The sequence below is a fragment of the Paraburkholderia sp. BL17N1 genome (genome assembly GCF_003634175.1).
Taxonomy (GTDB): Bacteria; Pseudomonadota; Gammaproteobacteria; order Burkholderiales; family Burkholderiaceae; genus Paraburkholderia.
Window position 1 is genome coordinate 1,684,690 of the sequence record NZ_RBIW01000001.1, and the last position, 22,931, is coordinate 1,707,620.

Annotated in this window: 13 protein-coding genes, 4 tRNA genes and 2 rRNA genes; all 19 read left to right on the top strand. The window is 58.2% G+C overall.

The features are described from left to right. Positions 1–60: 60 nt before the first annotated feature. A 23S ribosomal RNA gene (locus tag B0G82_RS07400) occupies positions 61–2,943 on the top strand. A 201-nt stretch (positions 2,944–3,144) separates the two neighbouring features. Further along, positions 3,145–3,258 (top strand): 5S ribosomal RNA (rrf, locus tag B0G82_RS07405). A 156-nt stretch (positions 3,259–3,414) separates the two neighbouring features. After that, positions 3,415–3,500, top strand: a tRNA-Tyr gene (locus B0G82_RS07410). A gap of 41 nt (positions 3,501–3,541) precedes the next feature. Further along, positions 3,542–3,615: transfer RNA gene (locus B0G82_RS07415), tRNA-Gly, on the top strand. 16 nt (positions 3,616–3,631) lie between these two features. Then, positions 3,632–3,706, top strand: a tRNA-Thr gene (locus tag B0G82_RS07420). A gap of 63 nt (positions 3,707–3,769) precedes the next feature. Next, entirely contained in the window at positions 3,770–4,960 is a 1,191-nt protein-coding gene (tuf, locus tag B0G82_RS07425; protein WP_012434572.1) for an elongation factor Tu, read from the top strand. Positions 4,961–5,025: 65 nt separating this feature from the next. Continuing rightward, positions 5,026–5,101 (top strand) — tRNA-Trp (locus B0G82_RS07430). A gap of 36 nt (positions 5,102–5,137) precedes the next feature. After that, positions 5,138–5,518 (top strand): preprotein translocase subunit SecE, encoded by a 381-nt coding sequence (gene secE, locus B0G82_RS07435; protein ID WP_106284136.1) that lies wholly within the window; start codon positions 5,138–5,140, stop codon positions 5,516–5,518. 1 nt (position 5,519) lies between these two features. Beyond that, positions 5,520–6,077, top strand: a complete 558-nt coding sequence (gene nusG / locus B0G82_RS07440) for a transcription termination/antitermination protein NusG (protein ID WP_007180147.1) — start codon at positions 5,520–5,522, stop codon at positions 6,075–6,077. A 165-nt stretch (positions 6,078–6,242) separates the two neighbouring features. Beyond that, the gene (rplK, locus tag B0G82_RS07445) at positions 6,243–6,674 is read left to right on the top strand and encodes a 50S ribosomal protein L11 (protein WP_012434578.1); all 432 of its coding nucleotides are present in this window, start codon (positions 6,243–6,245) and stop codon (positions 6,672–6,674) included. Next, complete coding sequence (gene rplA, locus B0G82_RS07450) at positions 6,675–7,373, top strand: 50S ribosomal protein L1 (RefSeq protein ID WP_007180145.1); 699 nt, start codon at positions 6,675–6,677, stop codon at positions 7,371–7,373. A 301-nt stretch (positions 7,374–7,674) separates the two neighbouring features. Then, positions 7,675–8,178 carry a 50S ribosomal protein L10 gene (rplJ, locus tag B0G82_RS07455; protein ID WP_102632847.1) on the top strand — a complete coding sequence of 168 codons (504 nt, stop codon included), beginning with the start codon at positions 7,675–7,677 and terminating at the stop codon, positions 8,176–8,178. A 63-nt stretch (positions 8,179–8,241) separates the two neighbouring features. After that, a complete protein-coding gene (rplL, locus tag B0G82_RS07460; RefSeq protein WP_011490060.1) occupies positions 8,242–8,616 on the top strand; it encodes a 50S ribosomal protein L7/L12 in 375 nt (124 codons plus the stop codon). Between the two features lie 370 nt (positions 8,617–8,986). After that, positions 8,987–13,093: a DNA-directed RNA polymerase subunit beta gene (rpoB, locus tag B0G82_RS07465; RefSeq protein ID WP_106284137.1), complete on the top strand. Its 4,107-nt coding sequence runs from the start codon at positions 8,987–8,989 to the stop codon at positions 13,091–13,093. Positions 13,094–13,114: 21 nt separating this feature from the next. Then, positions 13,115–17,353 (top strand): DNA-directed RNA polymerase subunit beta', encoded by a 4,239-nt coding sequence (gene rpoC / locus B0G82_RS07470; protein ID WP_106284138.1) that lies wholly within the window; start codon positions 13,115–13,117, stop codon positions 17,351–17,353. Positions 17,354–17,570: 217 nt separating this feature from the next. Beyond that, complete coding sequence (gene recQ / locus B0G82_RS07475) at positions 17,571–19,418, top strand: DNA helicase RecQ (RefSeq protein WP_121307070.1); 1,848 nt, start codon at positions 17,571–17,573, stop codon at positions 19,416–19,418. A 222-nt stretch (positions 19,419–19,640) separates the two neighbouring features. After that, on the top strand, positions 19,641–20,021 hold the full coding sequence (gene rpsL, locus B0G82_RS07480; RefSeq protein ID WP_012434574.1) for a 30S ribosomal protein S12: 381 nt from the start codon (positions 19,641–19,643) through the stop codon (positions 20,019–20,021). A gap of 179 nt (positions 20,022–20,200) precedes the next feature. Further along, on the top strand, positions 20,201–20,671 hold the full coding sequence (gene rpsG, locus B0G82_RS07485; RefSeq protein ID WP_006053291.1) for a 30S ribosomal protein S7: 471 nt from the start codon (positions 20,201–20,203) through the stop codon (positions 20,669–20,671). A gap of 134 nt (positions 20,672–20,805) precedes the next feature. Continuing rightward, a complete protein-coding gene (fusA, locus tag B0G82_RS07490) occupies positions 20,806–22,908 on the top strand; it encodes an elongation factor G (protein ID WP_012434573.1) in 2,103 nt (700 codons plus the stop codon). The last annotated feature ends 23 nt before the right edge of the window (positions 22,909–22,931 follow it).

Below are 22,931 nucleotides of genomic sequence, written 5' to 3' on the forward strand. Positions count from 1 at the left end.
TAGCGAGTGTGGCAGACACGGTCTTCCCAGCGAAGGGCGTGCGAGACACACCCGTTATAGGGTCAAGCGAACAAGTGCATGTGGTGGATGCCTTGGCGATCACAGGCGATGAAGGACGCGGTAGCCTGCGAAAAGCGGTGGGGAGCTGGCAAACGAGCTTTGATCCACCGATATCCGAATGGGGAAACCCGGCCCGTATGGGTCATCCGTAGCTGAATACATAGGCTACGTGAAGCGAACGCGGTGAACTGAAACATCTAAGTAACCGCAGGAAAAGAAATCAACCGAGATTCCCAGAGTAGTGGCGAGCGAAATGGGACCAGCCTGTACTCTTTATCTTCATTGTTAGTCGAAGGCTCTGGAAAGTGCCGCCATAGCAGGTGATAGCCCTGTAGACGAAAACAGCGAGGAAGAACTAGGTGTACGACAAGTAGGGCGGGACACGTGAAATCCTGTCTGAAGATGGGGGGACCATCCTCCAAGGCTAAATACTCGTGATCGACCGATAGTGAACCAGTACCGTGAGGGAAAGGCGAAAAGAACCCCGGGAGGGGAGTGAAACAGATCCTGAAACCGCATGCATACAAACAGTCGGAGCCTTTGAAAGAGGGTGACGGCGTACCTTTTGTATAATGGGTCAGCGACTTACATTCAGTGGCAAGCTTAACCGATTAGGGCAGGCGTAGCGAAAGCGAGTCCGAACAGGGCGATTCAGTCGCTGGGTGTAGACCCGAAACCAGGTGATCTATCCATGGCCAGGATGAAGGTGCGGTAACACGTACTGGAGGTCCGAACCCACTAACGTTGAAAAGTTAGGGGATGAGCTGTGGATAGGGGTGAAAGGCTAAACAAACCTGGAAATAGCTGGTTCTCTCCGAAAACTATTTAGGTAGTGCCTCGTGTATCACCTTCGGGGGTAGAGCACTGTCATGGTTGTGGGGTCCATTGCGGATTACTACGCCATAGCAAACTCCGAATACCGAAGAGTGCAATCACGGGAGACAGACATCGGGTGCTAACGTCCGGTGTCAAGAGGGAAACAACCCAGACCGCCAGCTAAGGTCCCCAAATATTGCTAAGTGGGAAACGAAGTGGGAAGGCTAAAACAGTCAGGAGGTTGGCTTAGAAGCAGCCATCCTTTAAAGAAAGCGTAATAGCTCACTGATCGAGTCGTCCTGCGCGGAAGATGTAACGGGGCTAAGCAATATACCGAAGCTGCGGATGCACATTTATGTGCATGGTAGGAGAGCGTTCCGTAAGCCTGCGAAGGTGCACTGGAAAGTGTGCTGGAGGTATCGGAAGTGCGAATGCTGACATGAGTAGCGATAAAGGGGGTGAAAAGCCCCCTCGCCGTAAGCCCAAGGTTTCCTACGCAACGTTCATCGGCGTAGGGTGAGTCGGCCCCTAAGGCGAGGCAGAAATGCGTAGCTGATGGGAAGCAGGTTAATATTCCTGCACCATTGTTAAATGCGATGGGGGGACGGATCGCGGAAGGTTGTCCGGGTGTTGGAAGTCCCGGTCCTTGCATTGGAGAAGGCGCTTTGGCAAATCCGGGCGCGGAATTCAAGGGTGCGAGGCCATTCACTTCGGTGAAGAAGCAATCGGAAGTGGTTCCAAGAAAAGCCTCTAAGCTTCAGTTTGACAGTGACCGTACCGCAAACCGACACAGGTGGGCGAGATGAGTATTCTAAGGCGCTTGAGAGAACTCGGGAGAAGGAACTCGGCAAATTGGTACCGTAACTTCGGGATAAGGTACGCCCCTGTAGCCTGATGCGCCTGCGCGCAGAGGGTGAAGGGGTTGCAATAAACTGGTGGCTGCGACTGTTTAATAAAAACACAGCACTCTGCAAACACGAAAGTGGACGTATAGGGTGTGACGCCTGCCCGGTGCCGGAAGATTAAATGATGGGGTGCAAGCTCTTGATTGAAGTCCCGGTAAACGGCGGCCGTAACTATAACGGTCCTAAGGTAGCGAAATTCCTTGTCGGGTAAGTTCCGACCTGCACGAATGGCGTAACGATGGCCACACTGTCTCCTCCCGAGACTCAGCGAAGTTGAAGTGTTTGTGATGATGCAATCTCCCCGCGGCTAGACGGAAAGACCCCATGAACCTTTACTGTAGCTTTGCATTGGACTTTGAACCGGTCTGTGTAGGATAGGTGGGAGGCTTTGAAGCGTGGACGCCAGTCTGCGTGGAGCCATCCTTGAAATACCACCCTGGTTTGTTTGAGGTTCTAACCTTGGTCCGTAATCCGGATCGGGGACAGTGCATGGTAGGCAGTTTGACTGGGGCGGTCTCCTCCCAAAGTGTAACGGAGGAGTACGAAGGTACGCTAGGTACGGTCGGAAATCGTGCTGATAGTGCAATGGCATAAGCGTGCTTAACTGCGAGACCGACAAGTCGAGCAGGTGCGAAAGCAGGTCATAGTGATCCGGTGGTTCTGTATGGAAGGGCCATCGCTCAACGGATAAAAGGTACTCTGGGGATAACAGGCTGATACCGCCCAAGAGTTCATATCGACGGCGGTGTTTGGCACCTCGATGTCGGCTCATCTCATCCTGGGGCTGTAGCCGGTCCCAAGGGTATGGCTGTTCGCCATTTAAAGAGGTACGTGAGCTGGGTTTAAAACGTCGTGAGACAGTTTGGTCCCTATCTGCCGTGGGCGCTGGATATTTGAAGGGGGCTGCTCCTAGTACGAGAGGACCGGAGTGGACGAACCTCTGGTGTACCGGTTGTCACGCCAGTGGCATCGCCGGGTAGCTATGTTCGGAAGAGATAACCGCTGAAAGCATCTAAGCGGGAAACTCGCCTTAAGATGAGATATCCCCGGGGCTTCGAGCCCCTTGAAGGGTCGTTCAAGACCAGGACGTTGATAGGTCAGGTGTGGAAGCGCAGTAATGCGTTAAGCTAACTGATACTAATTGCCCGTAAGGCTTGATCCTATAACAGGTGTGTTTTGCGATGATCGTCAGTGCTTCAGCACTGGACGGGCATCCCACCCCCGAAGGGGGCAAGGCCACTCAGGTTAAGTGATCGTGTTGTGCCAGAAACAACACAACCCAAAGCAACACGAGAGGCATCCTCTCAGCTACTTCTTCCCGATTGGTTGCATTGCTCCACGAGCAGTGCAGCAACAAGTCATGCCTGATGACCATAGCGAGTCGGTCCCACCCCTTCCCATCCCGAACAGGACCGTGAAACGACTCCACGCCGATGATAGTGCGGATTACCCGTGTGAAAGTAGGTAGTCGTCAGGCTCCCCAGCAGCAATCAGAAACCCCACCCCACAAAGGTGGGGTTTCTGCGTTTACGATAGCGCTGAAATCACTATATAAGTGAGAGCCTTGGGTTTGGAGCGGTCAAGCAAGTCTTGACAACAAGCGGTTGTTCCCCCATAATCATCAGTTCTCTGCGGAGGGGTGCCCGAGTGGCTAAAGGGGGCAGACTGTAAATCTGTTGGCTTACGCCTACGTTGGTTCGAATCCAACCTCCTCCACCAGAATGCAAGTTGTAGCAGTTGTTGGGAATCCATGGATCCTTGCGGGTGTAGCTCAATGGTAGAGCAGAAGCCTTCCAAGCTTACGACGAGGGTTCGATTCCCTTCACCCGCTCCAGCAATATAGAAGTAGCGCCCATGTGGCTCAGTGGTAGAGCACTCCCTTGGTAAGGGAGAGGTCGGCAGTTCGATCCTGCCCATGGGCACCAGACGTACTCGGTGATTGTTTGCGCCCGGCGCAACGTACGGAAAAATCCTCTTAGGAGTCGAAAATGGCCAAGGGTAAGTTTGAGCGGACCAAGCCGCACGTGAACGTCGGCACGATCGGTCACGTTGACCACGGCAAGACCACGCTGACGGCAGCGATCACGACGGTTCTGACGCAGAAGTTTGGCGGCGAAGCGAAGGCATACGACCAGATCGACGCGGCGCCGGAAGAAAAGGCGCGTGGTATCACGATCAACACGGCACACGTCGAGTACGAAACGGCAAACCGCCACTACGCACACGTCGACTGCCCGGGCCACGCTGACTATGTGAAGAACATGATCACGGGCGCAGCGCAGATGGACGGCGCGATCCTGGTGTGTTCGGCCGCTGACGGCCCGATGCCGCAAACGCGTGAGCACATCCTGCTGGCGCGTCAGGTTGGCGTGCCGTACATCATCGTGTTCCTGAACAAGTGCGACATGGTGGACGACGCTGAGCTGCTGGAGCTGGTCGAGATGGAAGTTCGCGAACTTCTGTCGAAGTACGACTTCCCGGGCGACGACACGCCGATCATCAAGGGTTCGGCCAAGCTGGCGCTGGAAGGCGACAAGGGCGAGCTGGGCGAAGTGGCGATCATGAATCTGGCCGACGCGCTGGACACGTACATCCCGACGCCGGAGCGCGCAGTTGACGGTGCGTTCCTGATGCCGGTGGAAGACGTGTTCTCGATCTCGGGTCGCGGCACGGTGGTGACGGGTCGCGTTGAGCGCGGCGTCGTGAAGGTCGGCGAGGAAATCGAAATTGTCGGTATCAAGCCGACGGTGAAGACGACCTGCACGGGCGTGGAAATGTTCCGCAAGCTGCTCGATCAGGGTCAGGCAGGCGACAACGTCGGTATCCTGCTGCGCGGCACGAAGCGTGAAGACGTGGAGCGTGGCCAGGTGCTGGCCAAGCCGGGTTCGATCAACCCGCACACGCACTTCACGGCTGAAGTGTACGTGCTGAGCAAGGACGAAGGTGGCCGTCACACGCCGTTCTTCAACAACTATCGTCCGCAGTTCTACTTCCGTACGACGGACGTGACGGGCTCGATCGAGTTGCCGAAGGACAAGGAAATGGTCATGCCGGGCGACAACGTGTCGATCACGGTGAAGCTGATCAACCCGATCGCGATGGAAGAAGGTCTGCGTTTCGCAATCCGCGAAGGCGGCCGTACGGTCGGCGCAGGTGTGGTTGCCAAGATTCTCGAGTAACGCCAGAAAGTTCTCGTTAATCGGTAGTTTCGGGGTTGGCGGTGTCGTCAACCCCAAAATGGTTTAGGGGTATAGCTCAACTGGCAGAGCGTCGGTCTCCAAAACCGAAGGTTGGGGGTTCGATTCCCTCTGCCCCTGCCAACTCTCGCGCCGTACGTGGCGCTTCGTTAAGGTGTTATGGCGAATCCTTCCGTCGAAACTGTAAATACATCCGGCGACAAGCTGATGCTCGTCGCGGGCGTATTGTTGGTCTTGGCCGGGTTCGTGGGGTTCTTCTGGCTCAGCGGCCAGGAATGGTACGTCCGCGGAGCCGCCTTGGCTGTTGGTGCGATCGCGGGTATTGCAGTCGGTCTTCTCTCCGCGCCTGGCAAGGGTTTCATCGCTTTCGCCAAAGATTCGTACAAGGAAGTCCGCAAGGTCGTTTGGCCGACTCGCAAAGAGGCTACCCAGACGACGCTTGTGGTGTTCGGCTTCGTGTTCGTCATGGCGATCCTTCTTTGGGTTAGTGATAAATCCATCGAATGGGCGATTTTCTCGGTGATTCTGGGTTGGAAATGATATGAGCGATACTCCGGCATCCCCGAGCGGCAAACGTTGGTACGTGGTGCACGCCTACTCCGGCATGGAGAAGAGCGTGCAACGTGCGCTTCAGGAGCGCATCGAACGTGCTGGCATGCAAGACCAGTTTGGTCAAATCCTCGTTCCGACTGAAGAAGTCGTCGAGGTGAAGGGCGGTCACAAATCGGTGACCGAACGTCGTTTCTTCCCGGGCTATGTGCTCGTCGAAATGGAAATGACTGATGAGACGTGGCACCTCGTGAAAAACACGGCAAAGGTGACGGGTTTCGTAGGCGGTGCGCGTAATCGTCCCAGTCCGATTTCCCCGCGGGAAGTCGAGAAGATCATGTCGCAAATGCAGGAAGGCGTGGAAAAGCCGCGTCCAAAGACCCTGTTCGAAGTCGGCGAGATGGTGCGGGTGAAGGACGGTCCGTTCACGGATTTCAACGGCAGCGTCGAAGAAGTGAACTACGAAAAGTCGCGTGTCCGTGTTTCCGTTACAATCTTCGGCCGCGCAACGCCGGTCGAACTGGAATTCGGCCAGGTCGAAAAGCTGTAGTCCGGAATTCCGCGGAGCGCACCAGTCGGTGCGTTCCGTATTTCGCGCTTACGGTCCGCGTAATGACCGTTGAGGAGCGTAAGTAGCCGATTTTTTGGCGAACGCGCGCTACTACTCACTGAACGTCCGCATGTACCCGTGCGGTGTTCCAAAGAGGTTTTCAACATGGCAAAGAAAATTATCGGCTTTATCAAGCTGCAGATTCCTGCAGGTAAAGCCAATCCGTCGCCGCCGGTCGGCCCGGCACTGGGTCAACGCGGCCTGAACATCATGGAGTTCTGCAAGGCGTTCAACGCGCAGACTCAAGCGCTGGAACCAGGTCTGCCGACTCCGGTTGTGATCACCGCATTTGCGGACAAGAGCTTCACGTTCGTTCTGAAGACGCCGCCGGCAACAGTTCTGATCAAGAAGGCAGCAAAGATCGATAAGGGTTCGAGCAAGCCGCATACCGACAAGGTCGGCAAGATCACCCGCGCTCAGGCTGAAGATATCGCCAAGACCAAGATGCCCGATCTGACGGCAGCTGATCTTGACGCAGCGGTTCGTACGATCGCTGGTAGCGCCCGCTCGATGGGCATCACCGTGGAGGGCGTGTAAATGGCCAAGCTTTCAAAGCGTCTGCAAGCATTTGCAGCCAAGGTTGATCGTCAAAAGCTGTACGCAATCGACGAAGCTCTGTCGCTCGTGAAGGAATGTGCAAGCGCGAAGTTCGACGAGTCGATCGACGTCGCTGTGCAACTCGGCATCGACGCGAAGAAGTCGGACCAAGTGGTTCGTGGCTCGGTCGTGCTGCCGGCTGGTACGGGTAAGTCGGTTCGCGTCGCAGTGTTCGCACAGGGCGAAAAGGCTGAGCAAGCTCGTGCAGCCGGCGCAGAAGTGGTCGGTATGGAAGACCTGGCTGAACAAGTCAAGGCTGGCAAGTTGGACTTCGACATTGTGATCGCTTCGCCGGACACGATGCGCGTTGTCGGTACGCTCGGCCAGATCCTCGGCCCGCGCGGCTTGATGCCGAATCCGAAGGTCGGTACGGTCACGCCGGACGTCGCGACTGCCGTGAAGAACGCTAAGGCTGGTCAGGTGCAATTCCGCGTCGACAAGGCCGGTATCATCCACGCTACTATCGGCCGTGCTTCGTTCGAGCCGACAGCTCTGCGTAGCAACCTGAACGCTCTCGTCGACGCGCTGCAAAAGGCGAAGCCGGCAACGAGCAAGGGCGTCTACCTGCGTAAGGTTGCGCTGTCGAGCACGATGGGCGTCGGCGTTCGCGTCGACCAGGCATCGATCGCAGCACAGTAATGGATTTCATCGCCTCGGCGTGAGTTGGGGCGGTTTTATGGGCTTTGGGCGGTCGTAAGGTGGCAGTCTGCATCGAGCGACCGGTTGTCAAAGACCGTTGGCGGGCGCGCAGCTGGTAGGCGCGTCCTTAATGTAAAGCCAACGCAGATGGCGAACCCGAAAAGGTTTTGTAGTGATGAAGCCGGTTGATATCCGCAGCAATGCGGGGCTCAGGCGGTGAAATACTCCTGACTGGTCGGACGCCGTTATTGAACGCGGTACACAAGGCGCACGCTGCGTGTATCGAATCTGGAGGTTAACCGTGCCACTTAACAAAGAAAGCAAGCAGGCCGTCGTCGCTGAGGTTGCCGCGCAAGTCGCGAAAGCCCAGACCGTGGTTCTGGCTGAGTATCGTGGAATCGCGGTTGGCGATCTGACCAAGCTGCGCGCGAAAGCGCGTGAGCAACAGGTTTACCTTCGCGTGTTGAAAAACACGCTGGCGCGTCGCGCTGTCGAAGGTACCCCGTTTGCTCCGCTGGCAGAGCAGATGACTGGTCCGCTGATCTACGGCATCTCGGAAGATGCAATTGCTGCTGCTAAGGTCGTCAACGACTTCGGCAAAACCAATGACAAGTTGATCATCAAGGCCGGTTCCTACGAAGGCAAGGTGATGGACAAGGCTGGCGTGCAAGCGCTGGCAAACATCCCGAGCCGCGAAGAACTGCTCTCCAAGCTGTTGTACGTTATGCAGGCACCTGTTTCTGGCTTTGCGCGCGCTCTGGCCGCGCTGGCAGAAAAGAAACAAGGCGAAGAAGCCGCTGCGTAATGCACTTCAGTCGAGCGTGATTGATCGCTGGCTGTATCCGAATTCAATTTAGGAGTATTTCAAATGGCAATCGCAAAAGAAGACATCCTCGAGGCAGTAAGCTCGATGTCGGTTCTGGAACTGAACGAGCTGGTCAAGGCGTTCGAAGAAAAGTTTGGCGTGTCGGCAGCTGCTGTTGCAGTGGCAGGCCCGGCAGGCGGCGGCGCTGCTGCTGCTGCTGAAGAGCAAACCGAATTCACGGTCAACCTGACGGAAGTCGGCGCGAACAAGGTTTCGGTCATTAAGGCTGTTCGCGAACTGACGGGTCTCGGCCTGAAGGAAGCGAAGGACCTGGTTGACGGTGCACCGAAGCCTGTTAAGGAATCGGTACCGAAGGCCGCTGCTGAAGAAGCCAAGAAGAAGCTGGAAGAAGCCGGCGCGAAAGCTGAAATCAAGTAAGTTTCAGCGCGCTGTGCGAAGGCTGGCGGTTTTCCACCGCCGGCCTTTTTGTGCTTTGTGGGGACAACGTTTTTGCCTGCCAGTTTCGGCAAGAACCGGTGCCCCAGAAGCCAAAGAAAATCGCCATTCGGCAACATTGACCGGCGCTTCTCTTTGTCTTCTGAAGCGACTGCAGAAGGCAAGTTTGGTCGGGTAGCGGGCAACATAGGCATCCGCTGCCGTCAGCCAGCGGTTGGTAGCGGCCAACCACCAAGCTTCTAGGCTCGTTCAAGCCATCGGACGGCCATCGGGTCTCAGTCGGTGAACACTCGGGTTGTCTCATCAAGGTATCCTGCCTCGACAACAATGCCCGCCGTGATTCGGAGATCGTATGCAATATTCCTTCACCGAGAAGAAGCGTATTCGCAAGAGTTTTGCGAAGCGCCCCATCGTTCACCAAGTACCTTTCCTGCTGGCTACCCAGCTTGAATCATTCAGCACGTTTCTGCAAGCAGACACGTCGTCCACGCAACGCAAGCCGGAAGGCCTGCAAGCTGCGTTTACTTCCGTTTTTCCGATTGTTTCGCATAACGGGTTCGCTCGTCTAGAGTTCGTCAGCTACATGCTGTCGCCGCCGGCATTCAACATCAAGGAATGTCAGCAGCGCGGTTTGACGTACTGTTCGGCCCTGCGCGCGAAAGTGCGCCTGGTGCTGCTCGACAAGGAATCGCCGAGCAAGCCGGTCGTCAAGGAAGTGAAGGAACAGGAAGTGTACATGGGCGAAATTCCGCTCATGACGCCGACGGGTTCGTTCGTCATCAACGGCACGGAACGTGTGATCGTTTCGCAGCTGCACCGTTCGCCGGGCGTGTTCTTCGAGCACGACAAGGGCAAGACGCACAGCTCGGGCAAGCTCCTGTTCTCGGCACGTATCATTCCCTACCGCGGTTCGTGGCTCGATTTCGAGTTCGACCCGAAGGACGTGCTGTACTTCCGCGTCGACCGTCGCCGCAAGATGCCGGTCACGATCCTGCTGAAGGCAATCGGCCTCACGCCGGAACAGATCCTCGCAAACTTCTTCGTGTTCGACAATTTCACGCTGATGCCGGAAGGCGCGCAGATGGAATTCGTTCCCGAGCGTCTGCGTGGTGAAGTCGCGCGTTTCGACATCACGGACCGTGATGGCAACGTGATCGTCCAGAAGGACAAGCGGATCAACGCGAAGCACATTCGCGACCTCGACAACGCCAAGACCAAGTTCATCTCGGTCCCGGAAGACTATTTGCTCGGCCGCGTGCTGGCAAAGAACGTCGTCGACGGCGACACGGGTGAAGTCATCGCTAACGCGAACGACGAAATCACGGAAACCGTGCTCGAGAAGCTGCGCGAGTCGAAGATCAAAGATATCCAGACGCTCTACACGAACGATCTGGATCAAGGTCCGTACATCTCGTCGACGCTGCGTATCGACGAAACCGCGGACAAGATGGCCGCGCGCATCGCGATCTACCGCATGATGCGTCCGGGCGAACCGCCGACCGAAGAAGCGGTCGAGGCGCTGTTCAACCGTCTGTTCTACAGCGAAGACGCATACGACCTGTCCAAGGTGGGTCGTATGAAGTTCAATCGCCGTGTCGGCCGCGACGAAATCGTCGGTCCGATGACGTTGCAAGACGACGACATCCTCGCCACGATCAAGATCCTGGTCGAACTGCGCAACGGCAAGGGCGAAGTCGACGACATCGACCACTTGGGCAATCGTCGTGTGCGTTGCGTCGGTGAACTGGCGGAAAACCAGTTCCGCGCAGGTCTCGTGCGTGTCGAACGTGCTGTGAAGGAACGCCTCGGCCAAGCCGAAAGCGAAAACCTGATGCCGCACGACCTGATCAACTCGAAGCCGATTTCGTCGGCGATTCGCGAGTTCTTCGGTTCGTCGCAGCTGTCGCAGTTCATGGACCAAACGAACCCGCTGTCGGAAATCACCCACAAGCGCCGTGTTTCGGCTCTTGGCCCGGGCGGTTTGACGCGTGAACGCGCTGGCTTTGAAGTCCGCGACGTGCACCCGACTCACTACGGTCGCGTGTGTCCGATTGAAACGCCGGAAGGTCCGAACATCGGCCTGATCAACTCGCTCGCACTGTACGCGCACCTGAACGAATACGGCTTCCTCGAAACGCCGTATCGCAAGGTTGTGGACAGCAAGGTGACCGATCAGATCGACTATCTGTCGGCGATCGAAGAAGGCCGTTACGTGATCGCTCAGGCGAACGCGGCCGTGGCCGAAGACGGCTCGCTGACCGACGAACTGGTGTCGTCGCGTGAAGCTGGCGAAACGCTGATGGTTACGCCGGACCGCATCCAGTACATGGACGTGGCGCCGTCGCAGATCGTGTCGGTGGCAGCATCGCTGATTCCGTTCCTCGAGCACGATGACGCGAACCGCGCATTGATGGGTTCGAACATGCAGCGTCAGGCTGTGCCGTGTCTGCGTCCTGAAAAGGCCGTGGTCGGTACGGGTATCGAGCGCACGGTGGCAGTCGACTCGGGTACGACGGTTCAGGCATTCCGTGGCGGTGTGGTCGATTACGTCGACGCAGGCCGTATGGTGATCCGCGTGAACGACGATGAAGCCGTTGCTGGCGACGTCGGCGTGGACATCTACAACCTGATCAAGTACACGCGTTCGAACCAGAACACGAACATCAACCAGCGCCCGATCGTGAAGGTCGGCGACATCGTGTCGCGTGGCGACGTGCTGGCTGATGGCGCATCGACCGACCTCGGCGAACTGGCTCTCGGCCAGAACATGCTGGTCGCGTTCATGCCGTGGAACGGTTACAACTTCGAAGACTCGATTTTGATCTCGGAGAAGGTGGTTGCCGACGACCGTTACACGTCGATCCACATCGAAGAACTGAACGTCGTAGCTCGCGATACGAAGCTCGGACCGGAAGAAATCACGCGCGACATCTCGAACCTGGCTGAAGTGCAACTCGGCCGTCTCGATGAATCGGGCATCGTCTACATCGGCGCTGAAGTCGAAGCAGGCGACGTGCTGGTCGGTAAGGTCACGCCGAAGGGCGAAACCCAACTGACGCCGGAAGAAAAGCTGCTGCGCGCGATCTTCGGTGAAAAGGCTTCGGACGTGAAGGACACGTCGCTGCGCGTGCCGTCGGGCATGAGCGGCACGGTGATCGACGTTCAAGTGTTCACGCGTGAAGGCATTCAGCGCGATAAGCGCGCGCAACAGATCATCGACGATGAACTGAAGCGCTATCGCCTCGACCTGAACGACCAGCTGCGTATCGTGGAAGGCGACGCATTCCAGCGTCTCGCACGTATGCTCGACGGCAAGGTCGCGAACGGCGGTCCGAAGAAACTGGCCAAGGGCACGAAGATCGAACAGGCTTACCTGCAAGATCTGGATCACTACCACTGGTTCGACATCCGCCTCGCGGACGAAGAAGCAGCGGCACAGCTCGAAGCTATCAAGGACTCGATCGAACAGAAGCGTCACCAGTTCGATCTGGCGTTCGAAGAAAAGCGCAAGAAGCTCACGCAAGGCGACGAACTGCCGCCGGGCGTGTTGAAGATGGTCAAGGTATATCTGGCAGTCAAGCGCCGCCTGCAGCCTGGCGACAAGATGGCCGGCCGTCACGGTAACAAGGGTGTCGTGTCGAAGATCGTTCCGATCGAAGACATGCCGTACATGGCCGACGGCCGTCCGGCTGACGTCGTTCTGAACCCGCTCGGCGTGCCGTCGCGGATGAACGTGGGTCAGGTTCTCGAAGTGCATCTGGGTTGGGCCGCGAAGGGTCTCGGCTGGCGTATCGGCGAAATGCTGCAGCGTCAGGCGAAGATCGCTGAACTGCGCGAATTCCTGACCAAGATCTACAACGAGTCGGGTCGCGCTGAAGAGCTGGACAGCTTCACGGACGACGAGATCGTCGAACTGGCGAAGAACCTGCGCGAAGGCGTGCCGTTCGCTACGCCGGTGTTCGACGGCGCGACGGAAGAAGAAATGTCGCGCGCGCTGGATCTGGCATTCCCGGACGACATCGCGAAGAACCTCGGCATGACGCCGTCGAAGAATCAGGTGCGTCTGTACGACGGCCGCACGGGCGAAATGTTCGAACGTACGGTGACGGTCGGCTACATGCACTACCTGAAGCTGCACCACTTGGTCGACGACAAGATGCACGCACGTTCCACGGGCCCGTACTCGCTCGTGACGCAGCAGCCGTTGGGCGGTAAGGCGCAATTCGGTGGCCAGCGTTTCGGTGAAATGGAAGTGTGGGCGCTCGAAGCGTACGGCGCATCGTACGTGCTGCAGGAAATGCTGACGGTGAAGTCGGACGACGTGACAGGCCGGACCAAGGTTTATGAAAACCTGGTCAAGGGCGATCACGTGATCGACGCCGGCATGCCGGAATCCTTCAACGTGTTGGTGAAGGAAATCCGCTCGCTCGGTATCGACATCGACCTCGACCGCAACTAATCGGACTACGGAGAGAAAGCAATGAAAGCTCTGCTCGATCTATTCAAGCAAGTCCAACAGCCTGAAGTTTTTGACGCGATCAAGATCGGTCTGGCTTCGCCGGACAAGATCCGTTCGTGGTCGTTCGGTGAAGTGAAGAAGCCGGAAACCATCAACTACCGGACGTTCAAGCCGGAACGCGATGGTTTGTTCTGCGCGAAGATCTTCGGGCCGATCAAAGACTACGAATGCCTTTGCGGCAAGTACAAGCGCCTGAAGCACCGTGGCGTGATCTGCGAGAAGTGCGGCGTCGAAGTGACGCTGGCGAAGGTGCGTCGCGAACGGATGGGGCACATCGAACTGGCCTCGCCGGTTGCGCACATCTGGTTCCTGAAGTCGCTGCCGTCGCGTCTGGGCATGGTGCTCGACATGACGCTGCGCGACATCGAACGCGTGCTGTACTTCGAAGCGTATGTGGTGATCGATCCGGGCATGACGCCGCTGAAAGCGCGGCAGATCATGACGGAAGAGGATTACTACAACAAGGTCGAAGAGTACGGTGACGAATTCCGTGCCGAGATGGGCGCGGAAGGCGTGCGCGAACTGCTGCGCGCGATCAACATCGACGAACAGGTCGAGATGCTGCGCACCGAACTCAAGAACACGGGTTCGGAAGCGAAGATCAAGAAGTACGCGAAGCGCCTGAAGGTGCTCGAGGCTTTCCAGCGTTCGGGCATCAAGCCTGACTGGATGGTGCTCGAAGTGCTGCCGGTGCTGCCGCCGGAACTGCGTCCGCTGGTGCCGCTGGATGGCGGCCGTTTCGCGACGTCGGACCTGAACGACCTGTATCGCCGCGTGATCAACCGTAACAACCGGTTGAAGCGTCTGCTCGAACTGAAGGCGCCTGAAATCATCGTCCGCAACGAAAAGCGGATGCTGCAGGAAGCCGTCGATTCGCTGCTCGACAACGGTCGTCGCGGTAAGGCCATGACCGGCGCGAACAAGCGTCCGCTGAAGTCGCTCGCCGACATGATCAAGGGTAAGGGCGGTCGTTTCCGTCAGAACTTGCTCGGTAAGCGCGTTGACTATTCGGGCCGTTCGGTGATCGTGGTCGGCCCGACGCTCAAGCTGCATCAGTGCGGTCTGCCGAAGCTGATGGCGCTCGAACTGTTCAAGCCGTTCATCTTCAACAAGCTCGAAGTGATGGGTGTCGCTACCACCATCAAGGCTGCGAAGAAGGAAGTCGAGAACCAGACGCCGGTGGTGTGGGACATTCTCGAAGAAGTCATTCGCGAACATCCGGTCATGCTGAACCGTGCGCCGACGCTGCACCGTCTCGGCATTCAGGCTTTCGAGCCGGTGCTGATCGAAGGTAAGGCAATCCAGCTGCATCCGCTCGTTTGCGCGGCGTTCAACGCCGACTTCGACGGTGACCAGATGGCTGTTCACGTGCCGCTGTCGCTGGAAGCGCAGATGGAAGCGCGCACGCTGATGCTGGCGTCGAACAACGTCCTGTTCCCGGCCAACGGCGATCCGTCGATCGTGCCGTCGCAGGATATCGTGCTCGGTTTGTACTACGCGACCCGTGAAGCAGTGAACGCAAAGGGCGAAGGCCTGACGTTCACCGGCGTTTCGGAAGCGCTGCGTGCTTACGAGAACAAGGAAGTCGAGCTCGCCTCGCGCGTCAACGTGCGGATCACCGAAATGGTCCATAACGAAGACAAGTCGGAAGGTGCGCCGGCGTTCGTGCCGAAGATCACGCTGTACCCGACCACCGTTGGCCGTGCAATCCTGTCGGAAATCCTTCCGCCGGGCCTGCCGTTCTCGGTGCTCAACAAGCCGCTGAAGAAGAAGGAAATCTCGCGCCTCATCAACACCGCATTCCGCAAGTGCGGTCTGCGTGAAACGGTGATTTTCGCCGACCAGTTGATGCAGTCGGGTTTCCGTCTGGCAACGCGCGCTGGTATTTCGATCTGCGTCGACGACATGCTCGTGCCGCCGCAGAAGGAAACCATCGTCGGCGACGCCGCGAAGAAGGTGAAGGAATACGACCGTCAGTACATGTCGGGTCTCGTCACGTCGCAAGAGCGCTACAACAATGTGGTCGACATCTGGTCGGCAACGTCGGAAGCGGTCGGCAAGGCGATGATGGAACAGCTGTCGACGGAACCGGTCACGGATCGCGACGGCAACGAAACGCGTCAGGAATCGTTCAACTCGATTTACATGATGGCGGACTCGGGTGCTCGTGGTTCCGCGGTTCAGATTCGTCAGCTGGCCGGTATGCGTGGCCTGATGGCGAAGCCGGACGGCTCGATCATCGAGACGCCGATTACGGCGAACTTCCGCGAAGGCCTGAACGTGTTGCAGTACTTCATCTCGACCCACGGCGCACGTAAGGGTCTGGCTGATACGGCACTGAAGACGGCAAACTCGGGTTACCTGACGCGTCGTCTGGTCGACGTGACGCAGGATCTGGTGGTGGTCGAGGACGATTGCGGTACGTCCAACGGCGTCGCCATGAAGGCGTTGGTCGAAGGCGGTGAAGTCGTCGAAGCGCTGCGTGACCGTATTCTGGGTCGCGTGACGGTGGCTGACGTCGTCAATCCGGAATCGCAGGAAACGCTGTACGAAACGGGCACGTTGCTCGACGAAGATGCGGTCGAAGAAATCGAACGCCTCGGCATCGACGAAGTGCGCGTACGTACGCCGCTGACTTGCGAAACGCGTTACGGTCTGTGCGCAGCCTGCTATGGCCGCGACCTGGGCCGTGGCTCGTCGGTCAACGTCGGTGAAGCAGTCGGCGTGATCGCTGCTCAGTCGATCGGTGAACCGGGCACGCAGCTCACGATGCGTACGTTCCACATCGGTGGTGCGGCGTCGCGTGCGGCAGTGGCTTCGTCGGTTGAAGCGAAGTCGAACGGTACAGTGCGTTTCACGGCAACGATGCGTTACGTCACCAACGCGAAGGGCGAGCAGATCGTCATCTCGCGTTCGGGCGAGGCGATGATCACCGACGACCACGGTCGCGAGCGCGAACGTCACAAGGTGCCGTACGGCGCGACGCTGTTGCAACTGGATGGCGCGCAGATCAAGGCCGGCACGCAACTGGCGACGTGGGATCCGTTGACGCGTCCGATCATCACCGAGTGGGGCGGTACGGTGAAGTTCGAAAACGTCGAAGAAGGCGTGACCGTTGCGAAGCAGATCGACGATGTGACGGGTCTGTCCACGCTGGTCGTGATCGACGTGAAGCGTCGTGGTTCGCAAGCGTCGAAGACGGTGCGTCCGCAGGTCAAGCTGCTCGACGCGAACGGCGAAGAAGTCAAGATCCCGAACACCGAGCACTCGGTGCAGATCGGCTTCCAGGTCGGCGCTCTGATCACCGTGAAGGACGGTCAGCAAGTGCAGGTCGGTGAAGTGCTGGCACGTATCCCGGTTGAATCGCAGAAAACGCGTGACATTACCGGTGGTCTGCCGCGTGTGGCCGAGCTGTTCGAAGCGCGTTCGCCGAAGGACGCAGGTATCCTGGCGGAAGTCACGGGTACGACGTCGTTCGGTAAGGACACGAAGGGCAAGCAGCGTCTCGTTATCACGGACCTCGACGGCAATCAGCACGAGTTCCTGATCGCGAAGGAAAAGCAGGTTCTGGTGCACGATGGTCAGGTCGTCAACAAGGGCGAAATGATTGTCGACGGTCCGGCCGATCCGCACGACATCTTGCGTCTGCAAGGTATCGAAGCGCTGTCGCGTTACATCGTGGACGAAGTGCAGGACGTGTACCGTCTGCAAGGCGTGAAGATCAACGACAAGCACATTGAAGTGATTGTTCGTCAGATGCTGCGCCGCGTGCAGATTACGGACAACGGCGATACGCGTTTCATCCCGGGCGAACAGGTCGAGCGGTCGGATATGCTCGACGAGAACGACCGTATGATTGCGGAAGACAAGCGTCCGGCAACGTACGAAAACGTCTTGCTCGGTATCACGAAGGCCTCGTTGTCGACCGATTCGTTCATCTCGGCGGCGTCGTTCCAGGAAACGACCCGCGTGCTGACCGAAGCGGCGATTATGGGCAAGCGCGACGACCTGCGTGGTCTGAAGGAAAACGTGATCGTCGGCCGTCTGATTCCGGCTGGTACGGGTCTCGCGTTCCACAAGGCGCGCAAGACCAAGGAGCTGTCGGACCGCGAGCGTTTCGATCAGATCGCAGCGGAAGAGTCGTTCGAATTCGGTACGCCGGAAACTCCGGCCGCCGAACAGCAGCACTCAGGCGAGTAAGCTCAGGTCAGTCAGTCCAGGCAGCGTAAGCCGCTTGGGCTCACCAGCCAGCGAAGCCGCTCAGTTTCGACTGAGCGGCTTTTTTTATGCGTTCTTCTTTCTCGCATTTTTTGCGGATCAGTCGGCCAAACGGCTAACGCTGCATCAAAGCGCGGGCGCAGCACGAATGCGTTGGTAAAATTCGTGTCACCGGCATCACGCTGCTTCTCTCAAATTCATGTCCCGTCCGCTCGAAATTCTCAACGAAGTCTTCGGTTACCCCGCGTTCAGAGGGCAGCAGGGCGAAATTGTCGAGCACGTCGCCGGCGGCGGCGACTGCCTCGTGTTGATGCCGACGGGCGGCGGCAAGTCCCTCTGCTATCAGATTCCGTCGCTGGTGCGCCGCGAAGGCGGCTTCGGCGCCGGCATCGTCGTTTCTCCGCTGATTGCGCTGATGCAGGATCAGGTGGCCGCGCTCACCGAAGTGGGCGTGCGCGCGGCGTATCTGAATTCGACGCTCTCTAGCGCCGAGGCGATGGCGACCGAGCGCGCATTGCGCGAAGGCGAAATCGATCTGCTCTACGTAGCGCCAGAGCGTTTGATGACGCCCCGGTTCCAGGAACTGCTGGAACGCACTCGTATCGGATTGTTCGCCATCGACGAAGCGCATTGCGTGTCGCAGTGGGGGCACGATTTCCGGCCGGAATACATTCGGTTGTCGGTGCTGCACGAGCGATTCCCGAACGTGCCGCGGATCGCGCTGACGGCCACCGCTGACGCAATCACGCGCGACGAGATCGTCCATCGCCTCGCGCTGGATGACGCGCGCGTTTTCGTGTCGAGCTTCGACCGACCGAACATCCGTTATCGCATCGTCGAAAAAGACAATGCGCGTACGCAGTTGCTGGACTTCATTCGCGCGGAGCATTCGAAGCCGGACGGCACGACCGACGCCGGCGTCGTCTATTGCCTGTCGCGCCGCAAGGTCGAAGAGACGGCGGAATGGTTGAAGGAAAAAGGCATGCGAGCGCTGCCGTATCACGCCGGCATGGAATTCGAAATCCGCCAGAAGCATCAGGAGATGTTTCAGCGCGAGGAAGGGATTGTGATGTGCGCGACCATCGCGTTCGGCATGGGCATCGACAAACCGGACGTGCGTTTCGTCGCTCACCTTGATTTGCCGAAGAGCGTCGAAGGTTACTACCAGGAAACGGGGCGCGCGGGCCGCGACGGCATGCCGGCGAACGCCTGGATGGCCTACGGTCTCGGCGACGTTGTGCAGCAGCGCAAGATGATCGACGAATCCGATGCTGACGACGCGCACAAACGCGTACAGACCGGCAAGCTGGACGCGTTGCTCGGACTGTGCGAAGCGGCGACCTGCCGGCGAGTGCGACTGCTCGCGTATTTCGGTGAATCGAGCAAGCCTTGCGGCAACTGCGACAACTGCCTTGAACCGCCGGACACATGGGATGCGACGCGCGAGGCGCGCATGGCGCTGTCGTGCGTGTTCCGCGCGCAGCGGGCGAGCGGCTTTCATTTCGGCGCCGGCCATCTGATCGATATTCTGCGCGGTAACAGTAACGAGAAAATCCTGCAGCGTGGTCACGAGAAGCTGACCACGTTCGGCATCGGTTCGGCGCTAGGCGAACCGGAGTGGCGAGCTGTGTTCCGTCAGTTGGTCGCGTTCGGCTATCTGACGGTCGACCATGAAGGATTTGGCTCGCTGGTCCTGACCGAGGCAAGCAAGCCGGTGCTCAAAGGTGAGCAGAACGTCACAATGCGCCGCTATGTGAAGCCTACACGCACGCGGCAATCGTCCGGCCGCACCAGTGAGCGCGCTGACCCGACGATCGGCATGGGCCCGCGCGAACGCGCGCGCTGGGAGCGGCTTCGCGCATGGCGCACTGAAACCGCGAAGAGCGACGGCGTGCCGGCCTACGTGATCTTCCACGACGCGACCCTGGCGGAAATCGCCCGCAACGGCCCCGACTCGATTGAGGATTTGCGCGGCATTCCGGGTATGGGCGCACGCAAACTCGACCGTTTCGGCGACGAATTGCTGGAAGTCGTCGCCGCCGACTAAGCGCTCGGCGAGCACTTGAGCGGGTTGACAGGGGTGCGAAACGTCGCAACCTGTTGACTCCCTTAGTATTTTCGGAATATTATGCTAGGTTCCGGTTCTTGGAATGCCTGCGCGCGTAGTTAACTCGTGTATCGGCACTTGGGTCCGGAAGTTCGATGCGCAATCGTTTCTGCTTTGCCCGGAAACAGATGCGTCGATTTTGTTCAATTTCAGGAATAAACAATGCCAACCATCAATCAACTGGTTCGCAAAGGCCGCCAGTCGGAAACGACTAAGAGCAAGAGCCCGGCCTTGCAGGACTGCCCCCAGCGTCGCGGCGTGTGCACCCGTGTGTACACCACGACGCCTAAGAAGCCTAACTCGGCACTGCGTAAGGTTGCCAAGGTTCGTCTGACGAACGGCTTCGAAGTGATTTCGTACATCGGTGGTGAAGGCCACAACCTGCAGGAACACTCGGTCGTGCTGATTCGCGGCGGCCGTGTGAAGGACTTGCCCGGTGTGCGTTATCACATGGTTCGCGGCTCGCTGGATACCCAGGGCGTCAAGGATCGTAAGCAGGCTCGCTCGAAGTACGGTGCGAAGCGTGCCAAGGCTGGCAAGTAATCAGCCGGTCAGCAGTTTCAGGTCGCCTGTAAAGGCGGTAATAGCGGTGGTGCCGGAATCGCCGGTGCTGTCGAGTAAGTGGTCACCCGACCAGGCTGGTAAGTCGTTAGAGATGAATCGGGTTAGTTGGTGACCGTGGGGCTAAAAGTAGCTCCAACTGAAAAGTTAAAGGAAGAAGCATGCCGCGTCGTCGCGAAGTCCCCAAGCGGGAAGTGTTGCCGGATCCGAAGTTCGGTAACGTTGATGTAGCTAAGTTCATGAACGTGCTGATGCTCTCAGGCAAGAAGTCGGTTGCCGAGCGTATCGTCTACGGCGCTTTCGAACAGATCCAGACCAAGGGTGGCAAGGACCCGCTGGAAGTGTTCACGGTAGCGCTCAACAACGTCAAGCCGGTGGTCGAAGTTAAGAGCCGCCGCGTTGGTGGTGCGAACTATCAGGTTCCGGTCGAAGTGCGCCCGTCGCGTCGTATGGCATTGGCGATGCGTTGGCTGCGTGAAGCCGCGAAGAAGCGCAGCGAGAAGTCGATGGCCCTGCGTCTGGCAGGTGAACTTTCCGAAGCGGCCGAAGGCCGTGGCGGCGCAATGAAGAAGCGCGACGAAGTTCACCGGATGGCAGAAGCCAACAAGGCGTTCTCGCACTTCCGTTTCTAAGCTTCCCGAACCCGGGTTTAGCAGGAAAAACGGAAAGAAATTCCGGGCGGGTGCGCTTACAAAGCGCCTCGCCCGTTTGTGTTACAGCGCGATGGGTATTTTCTCGCATCGCGTCATCCCAATAGAGGATCAAAGTGGCTCGCAAGACACCTATCGAGCGCTACCGTAACATCGGTATTAGCGCTCACATCGACGCCGGCAAAACGACGACGACCGAGCGCATCTTGTTCTACACCGGCGTGAACCACAAGATTGGTGAAGTTCACGACGGCGCTGCCACCATGGACTGGATGGAGCAGGAACAGGAACGCGGCATCACGATCACGTCCGCTGCTACCACGGCGTTCTGGAAAGGCATGGCCGGCGACCGCGCTGAGCACCGCATCAACATCATCGACACCCCGGGCCACGTCGACTTCACGATTGAAGTCGAGCGCTCGATGCGCGTGCTCGACGGCGCGTGCATGGTGTACTGCGCTGTGGGCGGCGTTCAGCCCCAGTCGGAAACCGTGTGGCGTCAGGCAAACAAGTACAAGGTTCCCCGTCTCGCGTTCATCAACAAGATGGACCGTACCGGCGCGAACTTCTTCAAGGTTTACGACCAGCTCAAGCTGCGTCTGAAGGCGAACCCGGTTCCGGTCGTGGTGCCTATCGGCGCGGAAGAAAACTTCACGGGCGTCGTCGATCTGCTGAAGATGAAAGCGATCATTTGGGACGAAGCGTCCCAAGGCACGAAGTTCTCGTACGAAGAAATCCCGGCAGAATTGGCTGACTCTTGCAACGAGTGGCGCGAGAAGATGATCGAAGCGGCTGCCGAGTCGAGCGAAGAACTGATGAACAAGTACCTGGAAGAGGGCGAGCTCTCTGAAGCGGAAATCATCAAGGGTCTGCGCGACCGTACGATCGCTTGCGAAATCCAGCCGATGCTGTGCGGCACCGCGTTCAAGAACAAGGGCGTGCAACGCATGCTGGACGCCGTGCTCGACTTCCTGCCGTCGCCGATCGACATCCCGCCGGTTACCGGCGAGCTGGAAAACGGTGAAAAGGGCGAGCGCCGCGCTGCCGACGACGAAAAGTTCTCGGCACTGGCATTCAAGATCATGACCGACCCGTTCGTCGGCCAGCTGATCTTCTTCCGTGTGTACTCGGGCGTCGTGAATTCGGGCGACACCGTGCTGAACGCGACCAAAGACAAGAAGGAACGTCTGGGTCGTATTCTGCAGATGCACGCGAACCAGCGCGAAGAAATCAAGGAAGTCCGCGCAGGCGACATCGCTGCTGCAGTCGGCCTGAAAGACGCGACGACCGGCGACACGCTGTGCGATCCGCAAAGCCCGATCGTGCTCGAACGCATGATTTTCCCGGAGCCGGTGATTTCGCAGGCTGTTGAGCCGAAGACGAAGCCCGACCAGGAAAAGATGGGTCTGGCGCTGAACCGTCTGGCACAGGAAGATCCGTCGTTCCGCGTTCAAACGGACGAAGAATCGGGCCAAACCATTATTTCGGGCATGGGCGAGCTCCACCTGGAAATTCTGGTTGACCGTATGAAGCGCGAATTCGGCGTGGAAGCGACCGTCGGCAAGCCGCAGGTCGCGTACCGTGAAACGATTCGCGGCAAGGCGGAAGACGTTGACGGCAAGTTCGTCAAGCAGTCGGGTGGTCGCGGCCAGTACGGTCACGCGGTCATCACGCTCGAGCCGAATGAGCAAGGTAAGGGCTACGAGTTCCTCGACGAGATCAAGGGCGGTGTGATTCCGCGCGAATACATCCCGGCGGTGGACAAGGGTATTCAGGAAACGCTGAAGGCAGGCGTGCTGGCAGGCTTCCCGGTCGTCGACGTCAAGGTTCACCTGACGTTCGGTTCGTACCACGACGTTGACTCGAACGAAAATGCGTTCCGCATGGCCGGCTCGATGGCGTTCAAGGAAGCAATGCGCAAGGCTCAACCGGTCATCCTCGAACCGATGATGGCTGTGGAAGTCGAAACGCCTGAAGATTACATGGGCAACGTGATGGGTGACCTGTCGGGTCGTCGCGGTATCGTTCAGGGCATGGACGACATGGTTGGCGGAGGCAAGATCGTTCGCGCCGAAGTGCCGCTGTCGGAAATGTTCGGCTACTCGACGTCGCTGCGTTCGCTGACCCAAGGTCGTGCAACGTACACGATGGAGTTCAAGCACTACTCCGAAGCACCGCGTAACGTGTCGGAAGCGATCATCAACGCCAAGTCGAAGTAATCGCGCGGCAAAGTCATTCAACG

Bases quoted from the DNA above. Each gene is read 5' to 3' on its own strand.
- tuf (WP_012434572.1), top strand. From the start codon at position 3,770: ATGGCCAAGGGTAAGTTTGAGCGGACCAAGCCGCACGTGAACGTCGGC.
- secE (WP_106284136.1), top strand. From the start codon at position 5,138: ATGGCGAATCCTTCCGTCGAAACTGTAAATACATCCGGCGACAAGCTG.
- nusG (WP_007180147.1), top strand. From the start codon at position 5,520: ATGAGCGATACTCCGGCATCCCCGAGCGGCAAACGTTGGTACGTGGTG.
- rplK (WP_012434578.1), top strand. From the start codon at position 6,243: ATGGCAAAGAAAATTATCGGCTTTATCAAGCTGCAGATTCCTGCAGGT.
- rplA (WP_007180145.1), top strand. From the start codon at position 6,675: ATGGCCAAGCTTTCAAAGCGTCTGCAAGCATTTGCAGCCAAGGTTGAT.
- rplL (WP_011490060.1), top strand. From the start codon at position 8,242: ATGGCAATCGCAAAAGAAGACATCCTCGAGGCAGTAAGCTCGATGTCG.
- rpoB (WP_106284137.1), top strand. From the start codon at position 8,987: ATGCAATATTCCTTCACCGAGAAGAAGCGTATTCGCAAGAGTTTTGCG.
- rpoC (WP_106284138.1), top strand. From the start codon at position 13,115: ATGAAAGCTCTGCTCGATCTATTCAAGCAAGTCCAACAGCCTGAAGTT.
- recQ (WP_121307070.1), top strand. From the start codon at position 17,571: ATGTCCCGTCCGCTCGAAATTCTCAACGAAGTCTTCGGTTACCCCGCG.
- rpsL (WP_012434574.1), top strand. From the start codon at position 19,641: ATGCCAACCATCAATCAACTGGTTCGCAAAGGCCGCCAGTCGGAAACG.
- rpsG (WP_006053291.1), top strand. From the start codon at position 20,201: ATGCCGCGTCGTCGCGAAGTCCCCAAGCGGGAAGTGTTGCCGGATCCG.